Here is a 16,232-nt window from a genome sequence, read left to right on the forward strand (position 1 = left end):
CCGAGGTCAATGGTGTACGGTACAGACCGTCTGGGAGTCAGCCACATTAGGGCCGCTGGCAAGCCGATTGGATATCTCGCGCATGAGCGGGTCGGACGCGAAGTCGGCAGTGTCACTGGCATCGCGCCACCGCTCCGGCGGATAATGCCACACCCGCGGTTGGACTCTTCTGCACGTAATTCGCACGAAATGAGGTGCAGAAGAGTCTAACGGCGGGAGATCGGGCCAGCACCCGGCTACTCCGGGTCCGCGCCCGGTTGCAACGTGTCCAAGATATTGGCCTTCGCCTGCTCCAGGAGCACCCGGATCGTCGGCTCTGTCGCCGCAGTGATCCCCCCGCGCGCCGCACTCAACCGCAATTGCAGCCGCACATCGTCGCGGAAGCGTTGCAACTCCAGTTCCAGCGCCTTGAGCCGCGCCGCCTCGATGCGAGTCCCGCCGTTCCGCGTATCCGACCCAGCGATTCCAGACGTCCTGGAACCACGCGAACCACTCCGCGAGTCCCGCCGCACTTGCGCTGCGCTCGCAGCCATATCTGCCTTGAGCGAGCGCATCTGATCCCGAATGTCGCCGCGAATATCCTCGGCAAGCCGCTTGATCGAATCCGCCACGTCCTCGCGGATGTCCTCGACTTCGCTGCGCCTGGCATCGAGTTCGGCGAGGCCTGCTTCGGCGATGCGATAAACGGTTCTCCGCCCATCGGGCCGAGAGGACAAGAGTCCTTCCTCCACCAGCTTGGACAGTCGGGGATAAATCGAGCCGGCGCTGGGGGAGTAGGTTCCGCCGAACCGGTCGGAGAGCGCCTTGATGATCTCATAGCCATGCCGCTCGTTGCCGTCGGCGAGAATATCCAACAAATACAGCCGCATGGCGCCGTGGGCAAAAACCGGAGGCATTACTCTGCCAGCCCCCCGCCCTCGGTGCCGGGCGTGAGTGAGGGGGCATCGCCGTCGTGCATCTCATCCCGAGTGAATACGGACACGTTGCCGGACACCGAGCCGAAGCTGAGGTGGGTGCGCGGGCTCGCCGGTCCTTCGCTGACCTCAACCTTGCCGTTGGTGCTTTGCGAATCGAGCGAGCCCATGGTGACGCGCCCGGAGACCGTCTTGGCCACGAGCGCGACGCCCACACCCTCAGGGATGCGCACCAGCGCGTTGCCGGACACTGTTTTGATAGTGACGCTCGGGGGCGCGCCCTCGAGGTCCAAGGTGACATCCCCGTTGACGGTTTTCGCGTTGACGTCGGTCATGTCGCCGCTCGCGGTGATTTCGCCGTTGGTCGCCTTGGCGCTCAGCGTGCCGCGATGCCGTTGCACGGAAATGTCGCCGTTGACCATGTTGATGCGCAGGTCGCCCGCGGTTTCGGAGGTCAGGATCGCCCCGCTGACCGTTTTGAGCGATTGCGCGCCGCTCACGCCCGAGAGCATGCCGTCCGCGCTGATGGTGCCGATGTCGGCGCTGATGCGGCGCGGGACGAGCACGGTGACCACGGCCGAATCATTCATGGTGCCGCGGAAGCCGTCGGTGAAAAGCCGCTCGAACCAGGTGCCCGCGCGGCTCAGATGCGAGATCGACAGGGAACTGCCGTCTTGGCGGACCTCGATCGGCTGTCCCTTGACCTCGGAAATTTCGATGCGGACGTCCTCGGCCTCATGCCCCACCACGTCGATGCGGCCCGCGATGAGTTTCACGCTGAGATTGTTGATCCCGCTGGTGTCGATTATTTGTTCGTCGGAGACGAGCCATTCTTCGCTCACGATTCTTCCTTCCGATATATCGTGTTTGATAGTTACGATATATCGCGTTTTGCCTCGCGTCAATAGCGAATCTATGTAGCGCGACACGCCGAGGTTTTCGCGCGGGCCTCGGCGTGTCGCGCTACATAGACGGGGAGGGGAGGGCGAGCCACTCGTACCAGCCGCGATGCAACACCACCCACGCCATCAACCCGTACCCGACCTGCCCAGGCGTCCCGGCGTTCGCGGCCAAATCCTGGTGCCACCCTTCGTGTTCGGCGAGCGGGGTATACATGTCCACATAAGAATTACGACGGCGGGTCGTCACGTCCCGGAACGCAGCGGAAAGTTCCGCAGTGCCTTCCGAGAGCAACGGATCAATGCTTGGCGGCGGCCCGACGACCAGCGTATTCAGGCTCATTTGGGCGGCGGCATCCAACACGTTTGCCAGGTTGAGGCGGCTACGTGCGGTGCCGAGGCCGCGGGCAATGTCCTCAGCAGACAACGCAATAATGAGCCGGTTCTCGGCCTCCGGGTCTAGACGCGGCTTGACCTCCTGCATCCACCTGGCAGCCAGCGCCTCGGTGCCTTCATGCGGACTGGCAAGGGTATACGAGGCGATTCGAGTGTTCTCTGCGGCGGTGCGCGCCAGAACCCGGCCGAGCCAACCCAGGGCGCGCGGATCGCCAACACCGGCGAGGAGTTCATCGCCACAGGAAATGAGTTGAATAGTGCGGGTCTCCACCGAGCGATGCTCCTTTAAAGTGTGATGGGGAATGACGTTTCCATCATTCCCCATCATAGTGTTGATGCTCGGGACTGCGACCTAGGTGCAAACCAGAGCGTGTGCCCTTAGCGCGTCACTGGGCGAACGCCTCATCAATCAGTGTGGCTTCTTCGAGGCTGTGACGCTTGGCCGAGCCGGCGGCCGTGGACGCCGAGGCGGGGCGCGAGACTAGACGCAACGCCTTGCCGCTCGGGATGTCCAGCGCCGTCGGCAAGTGCATGCCCATGAACGGCCACGGACCCTGGTTGGCGGGCTCATCCTGAACCCACACGACCTCGGCGTTCGGGTACTTGTTGATCTCCTCCTGAATTTCCTCGACCGGCAGCGGGTACAACTGCTCCACCCGAACAATCGCGGTATTACTCAGGCCATTCTTCTGGCGATGCGCCAAGAGATCGTAATACAGGCGGCCGGAGACGAGGAGCACACGGTTGACCGCGTTGTTGTCCAGGTCTTGGGTTTCGCCGATGACCGGTTGGAACTCGCCCTGGGTGAAGTCCTCGACGCTCGTGGCCGCGGCCTTCAAACGCAAGAGCTGCTTCGGCGTGAACACAATCAGCGGCTTCCGCGGCTTGCTGTAGGCGTGGCGGCGCAAGAGGTGGAAGTGCGAGGCGCCGTTGGAGGGCTGCGCCACCACCATGTTGTCTTCCGCGCACATTTGCAAGAAGCGTTCGATGCGGGCGGAGGAGTGGTCCGGCCCCATGCCCTCATAACCGTGCGGCAAGAGCAATACGAGCGAGGAACGCTGTCCCCACTTTTGCTCCGCCGAGGAAATGAATTCATCGATGATGGTTTGCGCGCCGTTGAGGAAGTCCCCGAACTGCGCCTCCCACAGGACCAACGCGTCGGGCCGCTCCACGGAGTAACCGTATTCGAAGCCCATGGCCGCGTATTCGGAGAGGAGCGAGTCATACACCCAGAACTTGGCCTGGTCTTCGCTCAAGTGGTTCAGCGGAGTCCACTCGGCGCCGTTATCGCGGTCGTGAAGCACGGCGTGGCGCTGCACAAAGGTACCGCGACGGGAATCCTGACCGGCCAACCGAACCGGCGTACCCTCCATCAAGAGCGAGCCAAAGGCCAGGATCTCGGCAAAGCCCCAATCGATGCCGCCGTCCTTGGACATGGCGGCACGCTTTTCCAAGAGCGCCTTGAGCTTCGGGTGCACGGTGAAGCCCTCGGGGACATCCACCTGAGCCTCGCCGATGCGGGCGAGAGTGTCCGCGGAGATCGCGGTGGACTCGGGGCGCTGCACACCGCCATCGTTTTGCTGCGAATCGGGGAGCTCAATATCCGAGATCGTCTCGCGTTCGGAGCTGACCACAGGGTTGGGCGAGGTTTGCGCCGCATGGGTTTCGGCGAACACCCGCTCCAGGCGCTCTTGGTAATCCTGAAGCGCCTGATCTGCTTCCTCTTGGCTGATATCGCCGCGGCCAACCAGAGCCTCGGTGTAGAGCTTGCGCACCGAGCGCTTGGCCTCGATGAGGTTGTACATCATCGGTTGGGTCATTGAGGGGTCATCGCCCTCATTGTGACCGCGGCGGCGATAGGAGACCACATCGATGACAACATCCTTGTGGAACTTTTCACGGTAGTCATAGGCAAGCTTGGCAACCCGGACCACGGACTCGGGGTCATCCCCGTTGACGTGGAACACCGGAGCCTGGATGACCTTGGCGAAGTCGCTGGCGTACACCGAAGTGCGCCCTGCCGCCGGAGCCGTGGTGAAGCCCACTTGATTGTTGACCACCACGTGGATGGTGCCGCCCACGCGGTACCCGCGCAATTGCGAGAGCTGGAACGTCTCTGCTACCACGCCCTGACCGGCCATGGCGGCGTCGCCGTGAATGAGGATCGGCAACACCGGGAAGGCTTCGCCGCGATCCAGACGGTCTTCCTTGGCGCGCGTGATGCCTTCCAGTACCGGGTCCACCGCCTCCAAGTGAGACGGGTTCGCGGCCAGGTATACCTTGGTTTCCTTGCCGTTATCCGAGGTAAACGTGCCCTCGGTGCCCAAGTGGTACTTCACGTCGCCAGATCCCTGTACGCTGCGCGGATCCGGAGTTCCTTCGAATTCGCGGAACACCTGGGTGTAGGTCTTGCCCGCAATATTGGTGAGCACATTCAAGCGCCCGCGGTGCGCCATACCGATCGTGACTTCTTCCAGCCCATCCTCGGCGGCACCGGAAATGATGGTGTCCAACAGCGGGATGAGAGATTCGCTACCTTCCAGCGAGAAGCGCTTTTGTCCCACAAACTTGGTTTGCAGGAAGTTCTCAAACGCTTCGGCCGAATTCAGCTTGGACAGAATACGGAACTGCTCTTCGCGGCTTGGCTTGGAGTAGGGGTGCTCCAACTCGTCCTGGAACCATTTACGTTCGGCGGGGTCCTGGATGTACATGTACTCGATGCCGGTGTTGCGGCAGTACGCATCGCGCAGCACACCGAGAATCTTGCGCAGAGACAAGAAGTCCTTGCCGCCAAAACCGCCGGTGGGCCACTCGCGGTCCAGGTCCCACAGCGTCAAACCGTGACTGGTGATGTCCAGGTCCGGGTGGCGGCGCATGACGTATTCGAGCGGGTTGGTGTCCGCCATCAAGTGACCGCGAACCCGGTAGGCGTGGATCAGTTGCTGAATCCGCGCCACCTTGTTGATCTCGTCAAAGGGATCGACTTGGATATCGGCCATCCACTTGACCGGCTCGTATGGGATGCGCAGTTCTTCGAAAATTTCCTCATAGAAGTTGTCTTCGCCAAGCAACAGTTGGTGAATAATTCGCAAGAACTCGCCGCTACCAGCACCCTGAATGACGCGGTGGTCATACGTGGACGTCAGGGTGATGATCTTGGAGATCGCGTTTTGCGCAATGGTCTTTTCCGACGCGCCCTGGAACTCCGCCGGGTACTCCAGCGCACCGGCGCCGATAATAGCGGCCTGCCCCTTGGACAAGCGCGGCACCGAGTGCACGGTACCGATGCCGCCGGGGTTGGTCAGCGAAATCGTGGTGCCGGCATAGTCATCGGCGCTGAGCTTGTTGCTGCGTGCACGAGAGACGAGATCCTCATAGGCGTGCCAGAACTCGCTAAAGGTCATCGTTTCGGCGCGTTTGATATTTGGCACCACAAGCAAGCGGGTGCCATCGGGCTTAGGCATGTCAATCGCCAAACCGAAGTTCACATGTGCGGGGGTCACCGCCACAGGCTTGCCGTCCACCTCGTCATAGTGCACGTTCATGGACGGGAACACCTTGAGCGCCTTGACGATCGCCCACCCTAAGATGTGGGTGAAGGACACCTTGCCGCCGCGGGCACGGGAGAGGTGGTTGTTGATCACCACACGGTTGTCGATCAACAGTTTTGCCGGAACCGCGCGCACGCTGGTCGCGGTGGGGACCGTGAGGCTCAGGTCCATGTTGGTGGCGATGGCCTTGGCGGGCCCGCGCAACGGGACAACTTCATCCTTGTCCGGCTCACCCTGCTCGGCCTTGGTCTTATCGTTTTGCGCCGGGATCGGTGCCGACTTGGGTGCCTTGTCCTTTGCGGCCTTCCCGTCCTTGTCCTCCGAGCTCTTTGCAGAATCCGCAGCTTTCGCGGTTTCGGCCGTCGCCGATTTGGGGGCGGGCTTGGGGTCGGCGGGCACAGCCTTGGTGGTTTCCGCGGCGCTGTTCTCTCCGTTGTCCGCCCCCGTGGACGTGAAGCTCTTTCCCGCAGTGGCGCCGGACGCGGTGGAACTGGTCACCGGGCGCGCGCTGGAGCTTGCATTCGAGCCAGAGCTTGCGCTCGCCCCGGACCCGCTCGCCCCGGACCCGTTTGCCGTTTCCTGCGTGGAACTAGCACCCTTGCTAGTGTCGGCCCCCGACGTTTCAGACGCTGCGTGCCGGGCTCCGTTCTTGGTCCCGTTGGATTCGTTTCCCGAGGCATCATCGGCCCCGAATGACTCGAAGACACTCCACCACTTTTTGTCGACGGAATTCTTATCGTTTTGAAACCGTTCGTATAGATCGTTGACTAACCACGCATTGTCACCGAATTCTTCGCTCAGGCGATTGGTGGGTTGTTCTGGCACTTGAGATACGCCTCTTCCGTGAGTTCACTCTTGAGTATCGGCACCGCAAGCCTCCCAATTCCGGGCGCGGAACACCACAAAATCCTTAGCTGAATGCCCTGCCGTCCAGTCTAGTGACATCCAAGGCTGACATTCCACTTGGAATTGAGGTGTGGCGCAGATGTGTGACTAGCATCAAAGTAGAATGCTCATCCGGGAGGAACCTGATGCACTTTATTAATGAGCCACAAACCGACCTCACTTATTCCGACGTCTTCTTGATCCCCAGCGCGTCCGAGGTCACCTCGCGCCTGGACGTGTCCATTGCCAGCGATGACGGTACCGGCACCACTATTCCGCTGGTTGCCGCCAATATGACGGCGGTCACCGGGCGCCGGATGGTGGAAACGATGGCCCGCCGCGGCGGTCTCGCGATCCTCCCGCAGGACGTGCCGCTGGAGGTCATTGAACAGGTCACCGAGTGGGTCAAGGCCCGCCACCCACTGCTGGACACCCCGGTGCGCCTGCACCCAGACAACACCGTGGTCGACGCCATGCACCTGATTGACAAGCGCTCCCACAACGCCGTGGTGGTGGTGAACAAAGACAACATCCCGCAGGGCATCATCACCCGCGAAGACCTCGAGGGCGTGGACCGCTTCACCTCCTTGGACGCGATCATGCGAAAGGACTTCGACACGATCGCCGAGACCGACGTTGACTCCGACAACCAGGAACAGCTCTTCGATGCCGCCACTCGCGCCGGCGGTTTCTTGCCCGTTGTCGCCGACACGGGCGCCCTCGCGGGCGTGCTCACCCCGAAAGGCGTGATGCGCTCCTCGATCTACCAGCCCGCCGAGGATGCAAGCGGCAAGCTGAAGGTGGGTGCCGCCGTCGGAATTAATGGGGATGTGAAGGCCAAGGCGGAGGCGTTGCTCTCCTTCGGCGTGGACACCCTGGTGGTGGACACGGCGCACGGCCACCAGGGGAAGATGTTTGATGCGTTGCGTGCAGTGTCCTCGCTCAAGCCGAGCGTTCCCATTGTGGCCGGCAACGTGGTGTCTGCGGCGGGCGTGCGGGACCTGGTCGAGGCCGGTGCGAACATTATTAAGGTTGGTGTGGGGCCCGGCGCCATGTGCACCACCCGCATGATGACCGCCGTGGGGCGCCCGCAATTTTCCGCCGTGCGCGAAACCGCGCAGGCGGCGCGCCAACTCGGGGCGAGCGTGTGGGCGGACGGCGGGGTGCGGTATCCGCGCGACGTTGCCTTGGCGCTCGCGGCCGGCGCGTCTCAGGTGATGATTGGCTCGTGGTTCGCGGGCACCTATGAGAGCCCCGGGGATTTGAAGTTCGACGGCGATGGGCGGGCTTACAAGGAAAGCTTCGGCATGGCCTCGGCTAGGGCAGTTCAAGGGCGCACGAAGACCGAGTCCGCCTTCGCCAAGGCGCGTAAGGCGCTCTTTGAGGAGGGCATTTCCTCCTCCAATATGTATTTGGATCCTGCCCGCCCGAGCGTGGAGGACCTTCTGGACATGATCACAACCGGAGTGCGCTCCTCGATGAGTTACGCGGGTGCAAAGAACCTGGCCGAATTCCGGGAGAAGGCGATTGTGGGCATTCAGTCCGCTGCCGGTTATGAAGAGGGACGCCCGCTATCCCAGAGCTGGTAGTAGTGCTTGCCCGCGCACCGCATCCTGCCCCCGACTCGTCTGTGGCGGGTGCGGCGCGGTGCGCTACACTAAAAAATCTCATGAACTCGACTAGATCATCCGCGCGTCGACGCAGGAAACGCCGAAGTATCGGCTCCCTTGAGGAGCCTGGAGGGAGCAGCCAAACGTGCTCACTGACCCGGAAACGGGGAGGTGAATCATGGAGTGGCTGAGTTTAGTTTTCGGTCTGGTGCTGATTGCCGGCACCGGATTTTTCGTTGCCGTGGAGTTTGCGCTGGTAGCTCTCGACCAGCCGCGGGTGCAGCGGGCTATCGATAACGGCGATACGGCGGCCGTCCCGCTCATGAAATGCTTGAAGACGCTGTCCACCCAGCTCTCGGCCTGCCAGCTCGGTATCACCGTCACAACCTTGCTGACGGGTTTTGTGCTGGAGCCAGCAATCTCGCACTATCTGGACCCGGTGTTGCTCGGTTGGGGCACGCCGGAAGCCCTGGCAAAAACCATCAGCACCCTGGTCGCGATTGCGCTGGCCACACTGTTCTCGATGTTGCTGGGCGAGCTGATCCCCAAGAATCTTTCCATTGCCGAACCGTTCACCGTCGGAAAATGGGTAGCCCGTCCTCAGCTGATGTTCACCGCGGTATTTCGTCCGGCGATTAACCTCCTCAATGGTTTTGCCAACGGGGTCTTGGCCAGGATGGGTATCGAGGCGAAAGAGGAATTGACCGGCGCCCGCACCCCCGATGAGCTGTCCTCGCTGGTGCGCCGCAGCGCTCTGATGGGCACACTGGATGAGGGGACCGCGAACTTCTTGGCCAGAACCTTGCAGTTTGGCGACCGCCGTGCCGATGACGTAATGACCCCGCGCATCCGGGTGGAGTTTCTCGACCAATCGGATTCGGTAACGGACATGCTCGAGCGCTCCCGCAAGACCGGATATTCCCGCTTCCCGATTATTAATGACTCGCCGGACGATGTGGTGGGTGTCGCCCACATTAAGAACGCCGTGGCGATACCGAAATCCGAGCGGGCCAGCACCCCTATTGCCACAATCATGACGGACGTGCTGAAGGTCCCGGAGACCGTGGAATTAGACTCGTTGCTCTCGCAATTGCGCGATGCCAATTTGCAACTCGCGGTTGCCCTCGATGAGTACGGCGGAACCGCGGGCATCGTATCGCTGGAGGACCTCGTCGAGGAGATCATCGGCGATATTTCCGATGAGCACGACAAGAAACTCCCCGGCGTGCTCATGTCCACCAACGGCAACTGGTTCTTTCCCGGGATGCTGCGCCCGGACGAGGCCAGCGAGCAGGTACCGGGCTTGCGCGTGGAAGACGGGCCGGACTACGAAACGATCGGCGGCTTGATCATGGCCGAGTTGGGGCGTGTCCCCGAACGCGGCGACGAGATCGACGTAGACGGCGGGGTGCTGCAAGTGGCCCGCATGGATGGTCACCGAGTGGATAGGGTGATGTTCCGCCAAGCGGCACCGGCGGAATCAGTAGCCCCGGCAGCCCCGGCGCGCGGCGAGGAGGCGCACCATGAATAGCGAAGTCATGGGCTTTGTCTGGCTGGTGGTGCTACTGGCTGCCAACGCATTCTTTGTGGCAAGCGAGTTCGCCATTATGAGCGCCAGGCGTTCTCAGATCGAGCCGAAGGCGGACGCCGGCTCCCAGCGCGCTAAGACCACGCTGTGGGCCATGGAACATGTGTCCCTGATGTTGGCCTGTGCGCAATTGGGCATCACCGTGTGTTCGCTGTTGATCTTGAACGTTGCCGAACCCTCCATCAAGGCCGTCTTCGAGGGGCCGTTGGAGTGGATGGGCATCCCCGGCGAGGTCGGTTATTGGATTGCTTTTGCCATTGCTCTGCTCCTGGTGACGTTCTTGCACGTGACGCTGGGCGAGATGGTCCCCAAGAACTGGGCGGTCACTTTTGCCGACCGCGCGGCGCTGCTGTTGGCGCCGCCGCTCGTCTTCATTTCCAAGATCGTCAAGCCTATTATCGTGGCGTTGAATTGGCTCGCCAATCATGCCTTGCGGCTGGTGGGTATTCAGCCCAAGGACGAGGTCAACTCCACGTTCACCCTCGATGAGGTGCAGTCCATTGTGGCCGAGTCGCAACGGCACGGATTGGTCGATGATGAGTCCGGAGTCATTTCTGGTGCGCTCGAATTCTCCGGGCATACCGCCGACGAAGTGATGGTTCCACTGGATCAACTGATCACGATGCCAGAGTCCGCCACGCCTGCAGAGGTGGAGGCTGCGGTCGCCAATTACGGCTTCTCCCGCTTCCCGGTCAAGGATGCGGACGGCGAGCTGACCGGCTATGTGCACCTCAAAGACGTCATGAGCGTGCGCGAAGACCTTGCCGACAAGCCGCTTCGCGAAACCCAAATTCGCACGCTCAGCAATTCGCGCGCCGACGAGGAGATCGAGGACGTCTTGCTGGATATGCAGGGCAAGAACACCCATATGGCGCGAGTTCTGGACGCTAAGGCAAATACACTCGGGGTGATTTTCCTCGAGGACATCGTGGAGGAGCTCGTCGGCGAAATTCACGACGCCACCCAAGAGAACGGCCACGAGGCCCACCACACTCACGGCTAGATGAGAATTGTTCGCAAATAAGCTACTGTGGTTTTTGCGAACAGTTCTCAACAAGATGGGTGTGTCATGTCGTGGCGTCGGCCGTTAACTGTCTTGCTCTCCGCCGCGCTGGCTGTCAGCCTCGGCGCGTGCTCTAGCGCCGAGTCTGGAGCAAGCGGGGCAGGGGATGAGTCCACCGGCGACGCCGCGGTCCACGTTGTCACTACCACGAACGTCTACGCGAGCATCGTCCAAGAGATTGGGGGCGACGCCGTTTCGGCACAGCCGATCATCACCTCTGGCGCCCAGGATCCGCACTCCTACGAGGCCACCGCACGCGACCGGCTCGCCGTCCAAAAGGCCGATCTGGTGGTTCTCAATGGCGGTGGGTATGACGATTTCATGACCACGCTCGCCGAGGCATCCGGGAAAAACCAGGAGTCCGTGGTCAACGCCGCGGAGGTCTCGGGCCTGGACGGCGCCGATGAGTCAACCGCCGAGCATGAGCACAGCACGGATGAGCACAATACAGATGAGCACGGTACTGATGAGCACTGTACAGATTCACAAAGCGCAGAAGGGCATGAGCACGAGCACGGCGATTTCAACGAACACGTTTGGTACTCGCTGGATGCCATGCGCGCACTCGGGAACACCATTGCCGAGAAGCTCGGCGCTCTCGCTCCCGAGCGCGCCAACGACTTTGCCGCCAACGCCAGCGACTTCGTCAGCCGCATCGATAAGATGCAGGAACGCGTGAGCGCAATGCGCCCGGCATTCAACGGAAAAACCGTCGCGGAGACGGAACCCGTGAGCGCCTACCTCCTCGAAGACGCCGGATTGCAGAACCAGTCACCGAGCGAGTTCATTGCCGCAATGGAAAACCAACAGGACGTCTCGCCCGCGCTCATGAAGAGTATGAAGGATCTCTTAGACGCCAAAGTGGTACTCGCTCTTGTCATCAATTCCCAAGCGAGCACCCCGCAAATCGAGCAACTCGCCGCGCAAGCGCGATCGCTCGAGACCCCGGTACTGAGCTTTGGCGAAACCATTGACGGCGATCTGAGCTATGTGGAGTGGATGGGCGCCAATATTGAGCAACTCGCCGCAATCCACCCACAAAACTAAAGGGAGCATTTCGATGAGCGCACCGCCCACGCACCCCGACAATCCCGTCGTCGCGGTTCGCGACGCGACCGTAGTTCTCGGCGAACGCACCATCTGGTCCCACCTGAACCTACAGGTGAGCCCCGGCGAATTCATTGCCATCCTGGGGCCCAACGGTTCGGGAAAAAGCACACTGCTCAAGGCCATGCTCGGGCAGGTCCCGCTGGCGCACGGCGACATCGAGATCGCCGGAAAACCGGTCCACCGCGGAAACCCGCGGCTGGGCTACATCCCGCAGCAACAACTCTTCGCACCGCAAACTCCGGCCCGGGTGAAAGACCTCGTCGCGATGGGGATCAACGGCACCAAGTGGGGCCTGCCGCTTCCCAAGGCATCGGTCAAGAACCGTGTAAATACTCTGCTCACACAAGTCGGCGCGGCGCACCTGGCAACAGAATCCGTCGGCGCCCTTTCCGGCGGCGAACAGCAACGCGTGCGCGTCGCCCAAGCGCTCGCCACCGATCCCGACGTCCTGCTGTGCGACGAACCGCTCCTGTCCCTGGACCTGACCCACCAGCGCAGCGTCAGTGCCCTGATCAACCAGCAACGCGTTACCCGCAGCACCGCTGTCCTCTTTGTCACCCATGAGATCAACCCGATCTTGCCCTACGTCGGCCGGGTGCTGTACCTGGTGGATTCGCGCTTCCGCATCGGCACCCCGCAGGAAGTCCTCACCTCTGCGGTGCTCTCCGAGCTTTACGGCTCGCCGGTTCAGGTGCTGCACCTGGACGGTCAAATATTCATCCACGGCGAGCCGACGGCGCGCTGCGATCACGAGCACACCGAGGTCGCATGAACTGGGACAACATTTTCGGACGAATCTTCAACTTCGACGACTTTGCGGACCTCGTGCCACTCGTCCAGAATTCGCTATGGGCCGCCGTGATCTTGGGCGTCGTCGGCGGAGTCTTTGGCGTTTTTGTGATGATGCGGGACCTCGCCTTCGCCGTCCACGGTATCGCCGAACTCTCCTTCGCAGGGGCCGCCTTCGCTCTGCTGATCGGGGCGGATGTCATGACCGGGTCGTTAGTCGGCTCCTTCCTCGCGGCCCTGCTCTTGGGCATGCTGTCGCTACGCTCCTCCACCCAAAACTCGGTCATCGGGGTGCTCATGCCCTTTGGGCTGGGCTTGGGAATCCTTTTCCTATCTCTTTACGAGGGCCGCGCCGCCAACAAGTTCGGGCTACTCACCGGGCAGATCGTCGCGGTGGACTCCATTCAACTCACCGGCCTGATCGTCATGGCCATCATCGCCCTCGCGATCCTCGCCGGAATCTGGCGCCCGCTCGCCTTCGCGAGCGTCGATCCCGTTGTCGCCGCCGCCCGAGGCGTTCCCACCCGCACCCTCGGCGTGCTCTTCCTGATGCTGTTGGCCATTGCCGTCGCACTTTCCATCCAAGTGGTCGGTGCGCTCCTCGTCTTGGCGCTCTTAATTACCCCCGCGGCCGCCGCGCTCCGCGTGGCCAAGGCGCCTATCGCCGTCGTTCTTCTGAGCACCATTTTTGCGCTCACGGCGATGGTGGGCGGCATCCTGTTGTCGCTTGGCGGCACGATTCCGGTGAGCCCTTACGTGACCACCATCTCGTTCGTGATCTACCTGCTGTGCCGCGGAATCGAGGCTATGCGGACGCGGAGTTTGCGCGCTGGCAGGTTGCGCACAGCCCCATGATTTCCACGGTGTGATTCACCTCGGTGAACCCGTGTTTCGCGGCAATGGCCTGCGCCCACTTCTCCACCTCGGGAGCCTGAATTTCTACCGCTGTGCCGCACTGGCGGCACAGCACATGGTGGTGATGCTGCTCCGCCTCGCAGCGGCGATAAATGGCCTCGCCGTCGCCACCGCGCAACACATCCACCAGCCCGGCGTCCGCGAATGCCTGCAAAATCCGGTAGGTGGTCGCCAGCGACACCCGTCCGCCCGCCTCGGTGATCGTGCGGTGTAACTCTTGCGTGCTCATGAAGTCGTTGGCGTTGTCCAGAGCGGTCGAGACGGCCAAGCGTTGCTTTGTGACGCGTTGATCGCCCAGTTTGGCGTGCATATGCTGAGCCATATTCCACCCTTCGCTTGGCCTGAATTTCTCCTTTGTAGCCTAACAGTGCCGCGTCGGGGAGCATTCCGGCGCCAGATGCGAGGTGTTAGATTCAGAGCATGAAGATCACCAAGTTCACTCACGCCTGCGTGCGACTGGAAAAAGACGGCTCGATCATCACCGTGGACCCGGGAGGATTCTCCGAGATTGAAGAGGCGTGCCAGGGCGCCGACGCGATCCTCATCACCCACGAGCACCCCGACCACATCGACCCCGACCGGGTGCTCGAGGTACTGGCCGCTCAACCCGAAACGGTGCTCTATGCGCCCTCAGCCGTGGTGGCGATGCTAGGGGACAAGGCATCGACCGAGGTGGGGGCCCGCATTATGGAGTCGGCGCCGGATTCCCAACTCGAGATTGCCGGTTTCCAGGTGCGCACCTTCGGCGGGCAGCATGCGGTCATTCACCCGCTGGTTCCGCTCGTGGCCAACATCGGCTACCTCTTCGATGATGCGGTGTACCACCCGGGCGATTCCTTGGTCGTGCCTTACCGCGCGGAGCCCGAAGTGCTACTCATCCCGTTCCACGCGCCGTGGTCGAAAGTGTCCGAGGTCGTTGACTTCCTCATTTCGGTGCGCGCCCCGCTGGCTCTCCCTGTTCACGACGCGCTCCTGAATGAGCTTGGCCGCGGGATCGTTAACCGCAACCTGACCGGGATCGCCGAGCGCTATGGCCTCACCTATGAAGATTGGGCGCCGGGGGATACCCGCGAGGTGTAGTATTCGGGGCGTCTCACCCGCTGATGCACGACGGCGTTGCCTCCGCAGCCGCGGGGGTCACCAGGTACCGGTGGCTAAGAAATTTTCAATCCGGGCGACCTCGTCGCGAGGTGCGAGGCCCTTGGAAGCCAGCCACTCGTCGTCGTAATAGGTGCAGGTGTAGCGCTCGCCGGGGTCGCATAGCAAGGTGACCACGCTGCCGCGTTCGCCGTTTTCCAGCATGTTGGCGATGATGCCCCAGACGCCCCATAGATTGGTGCCGGTGGAGGGGCCCGCCGCGATTCCGGTCAGGCTTTTGAGGTGTTGCATGGCGGCGATCGAGGCGCGGTCCGGGACTTGGATCATCGCGTCAATGACACCGGGGACAAAGCTCGGTTCCAGGCGCGCCCGGCCGATGCCCTCGATCCGGGATCCGCTCTGCGAGCTCGGGGATTCGGTGCCAGCCCAACTGGAGTAGAAGACGGAGTTTTCCGGGTCGACGACCGCGAGGTTCGTCGCGTGCCGGTGATAGCGCAGGTAGCGTCCGATCGTGGCGCTGGTGCCGCCGGTACCCGCGCCCACGACAATCCAGGCCGGGATCGGGTGCGGCTCCAGGCGCATTTGATCAAAGATCGAGTTGGCGATGTTGTTGTTGCCGCGCCAGTCGGTGGCGCGCTCTGCGAAAGTGAACTGATCCATGTAGTGGCCGCCGGTCGCTTCGGCCAACTCGGCGGCCTTGGCGTACACCTCGCCCGGGGACTCCACAAAGGCGCAGGTCCCGCCGTAATTTTCAATGAGCGCGATCTTTTCCGGAGAGGTTGTCTTAGCCATCACGGCAATGAATTTCAGGCCGAGCAGGCTCGCGAAGTAGGCCTCGGAGACGGCGGTGGATCCGCTGCTCGCCTCCACGATGGTGGAATCCTCGTGGATGTCCCCGTTGACCAGGGCGTAGAGGAAGAGCGAGCGGGCGAGCCGGTGCTTGAGGCTGCCGGTGCGGTGGGTCGATTCGTCCTTGAGGTAGAGATCGATGCCCCAGTCTTGCGGCAGAGGGACCGAGAAGAGATGGGTGTCCGCCGAACGGTTGCCGTCAGCTTCGATGCGGCGGATGGATTCGTGGATCCACTGGCGTCTTGCGGAGGAGTGTTCGGTGAGCACACTAAGAATATACGCGAGTTGCCTTGGCGGAGGCGAAAATGTGGTTGTACTGTCTCAATACATAGTGGACAGTTAGGTCTCAATACATAGTGGACAGTTTTTGTGGGGTGTGTGGTGTCGGGTGTGTGGGTGGGTGAGTTGGCGTGCGATGGCTTCGTATTTGACGGATTTGGGTGGGGGCCAGGGTTTGAGTATCAGGCTTTCGCCCTCGCGGGTGAAGAGTTCGACGGTGTTCGGGGTATGGATGACGTGGATCGTTTGCCCGGTCCATGCTTTGCCGAGGACGTAGACGTGCCCT

Annotated in this window: 13 protein-coding genes; 7 read left to right on the top strand and 6 right to left on the bottom strand. The window is 61.9% G+C overall.

Features of this window, described 5'->3' with window-relative positions; genetic code table 11:
* Positions 1 to 236: 236 nt before the first annotated feature.
* The 4 genes from O148_RS0107275 to O148_RS0107290 all read right to left on the bottom strand — a co-directional run bounded on the left by O148_RS0107275 (position 237) and on the right by O148_RS0107290 (position 6,585).
* Positions 237 to 896 carry a PadR family transcriptional regulator gene (locus O148_RS0107275; protein ID WP_026530388.1) on the bottom strand — a complete coding sequence of 220 codons (660 nt, stop codon included), beginning with the start codon at positions 894 to 896 and terminating at the stop codon, positions 237 to 239.
* Positions 896 to 1,756, bottom strand: a complete 861-nt coding sequence (locus tag O148_RS15410; protein ID WP_051619963.1) for a DUF4097 family beta strand repeat-containing protein — start codon at positions 1,754 to 1,756, stop codon at positions 896 to 898. Before O148_RS15410 ends, O148_RS0107275 begins: the two co-directional genes overlap by 1 nt.
* A 121-nt stretch (positions 1,757 to 1,877) precedes the next feature.
* Positions 1,878 to 2,480 carry a GDSL-type esterase/lipase family protein gene (locus O148_RS0107285; RefSeq protein WP_026530389.1) on the bottom strand — a complete coding sequence of 201 codons (603 nt, stop codon included), beginning with the start codon at positions 2,478 to 2,480 and terminating at the stop codon, positions 1,878 to 1,880.
* Positions 2,481 to 2,595: 115 nt separating this feature from the next.
* Entirely contained in the window at positions 2,596 to 6,585 is a 3,990-nt protein-coding gene (locus O148_RS0107290) for a multifunctional oxoglutarate decarboxylase/oxoglutarate dehydrogenase thiamine pyrophosphate-binding subunit/dihydrolipoyllysine-residue succinyltransferase subunit (RefSeq protein ID WP_026530390.1), read from the bottom strand.
* 206 nt (positions 6,586 to 6,791) lie between these two features.
* On the opposite strand from O148_RS0107290, the gene guaB1 reads away from it, so the two are divergent.
* From guaB1 to O148_RS0107320, 6 genes are all read left to right on the top strand, one after another.
* Positions 6,792 to 8,234, top strand: a complete 1,443-nt coding sequence (guaB1, locus tag O148_RS0107295; RefSeq protein WP_026530391.1) for a GMP reductase — start codon at positions 6,792 to 6,794, stop codon at positions 8,232 to 8,234.
* A 199-nt stretch (positions 8,235 to 8,433) separates the two neighbouring features.
* Positions 8,434 to 9,786 carry a hemolysin family protein gene (locus O148_RS15415; protein WP_035745304.1) on the top strand — a complete coding sequence of 451 codons (1,353 nt, stop codon included), beginning with the start codon at positions 8,434 to 8,436 and terminating at the stop codon, positions 9,784 to 9,786.
* The gene (locus O148_RS0107305; RefSeq protein WP_026530392.1) at positions 9,779 to 10,846 is read left to right on the top strand and encodes a hemolysin family protein; all 1,068 of its coding nucleotides are present in this window, start codon (positions 9,779 to 9,781) and stop codon (positions 10,844 to 10,846) included. The genes O148_RS15415 and O148_RS0107305 overlap by 8 nt, the downstream gene beginning before the upstream one ends.
* Before the next feature lie 66 nt (positions 10,847 to 10,912).
* Positions 10,913 to 11,953: a metal ABC transporter substrate-binding protein gene (locus tag O148_RS0107310; protein WP_026530393.1), complete on the top strand. Its 1,041-nt coding sequence runs from the start codon at positions 10,913 to 10,915 to the stop codon at positions 11,951 to 11,953.
* A gap of 13 nt (positions 11,954 to 11,966) precedes the next feature.
* Complete coding sequence (locus O148_RS0107315) at positions 11,967 to 12,788, top strand: metal ABC transporter ATP-binding protein (RefSeq protein WP_026530394.1); 822 nt, start codon at positions 11,967 to 11,969, stop codon at positions 12,786 to 12,788.
* A complete protein-coding gene (locus tag O148_RS0107320) occupies positions 12,785 to 13,660 on the top strand; it encodes a metal ABC transporter permease (protein WP_026530395.1) in 876 nt (291 codons plus the stop codon). The genes O148_RS0107315 and O148_RS0107320 overlap by 4 nt, the downstream gene beginning before the upstream one ends.
* Here O148_RS0107320 and O148_RS0107325 read toward each other — a convergent pair.
* Positions 13,611 to 14,042: a Fur family transcriptional regulator gene (locus O148_RS0107325; RefSeq protein ID WP_026530396.1), complete on the bottom strand. Its 432-nt coding sequence runs from the start codon at positions 14,040 to 14,042 to the stop codon at positions 13,611 to 13,613. The two genes, O148_RS0107320 and O148_RS0107325, sit on opposite strands and share 50 nt — an antisense overlap.
* Positions 14,043 to 14,140: 98 nt before the next feature.
* Between O148_RS0107325 and O148_RS0107330 the strand changes: the two genes are divergently transcribed.
* Complete coding sequence (locus O148_RS0107330) at positions 14,141 to 14,800, top strand: MBL fold metallo-hydrolase (RefSeq protein ID WP_026530397.1); 660 nt, start codon at positions 14,141 to 14,143, stop codon at positions 14,798 to 14,800.
* A 57-nt stretch (positions 14,801 to 14,857) separates the two neighbouring features.
* Here the strand turns inward: O148_RS0107330 and O148_RS0107335 are convergent, their stop codons facing one another.
* Complete coding sequence (locus tag O148_RS0107335; protein ID WP_026530398.1) at positions 14,858 to 15,934, bottom strand: PLP-dependent cysteine synthase family protein; 1,077 nt, start codon at positions 15,932 to 15,934, stop codon at positions 14,858 to 14,860.
* Between the last annotated feature and the right edge of the window lie 298 nt (positions 15,935 to 16,232).

The organism is Haematomicrobium sanguinis DSM 21259 (assembly GCF_000688395.1).
In the GTDB taxonomy this organism is placed as follows: Bacteria; Actinomycetota; Actinomycetes; order Actinomycetales; family Micrococcaceae; genus Haematomicrobium; species Haematomicrobium sanguinis.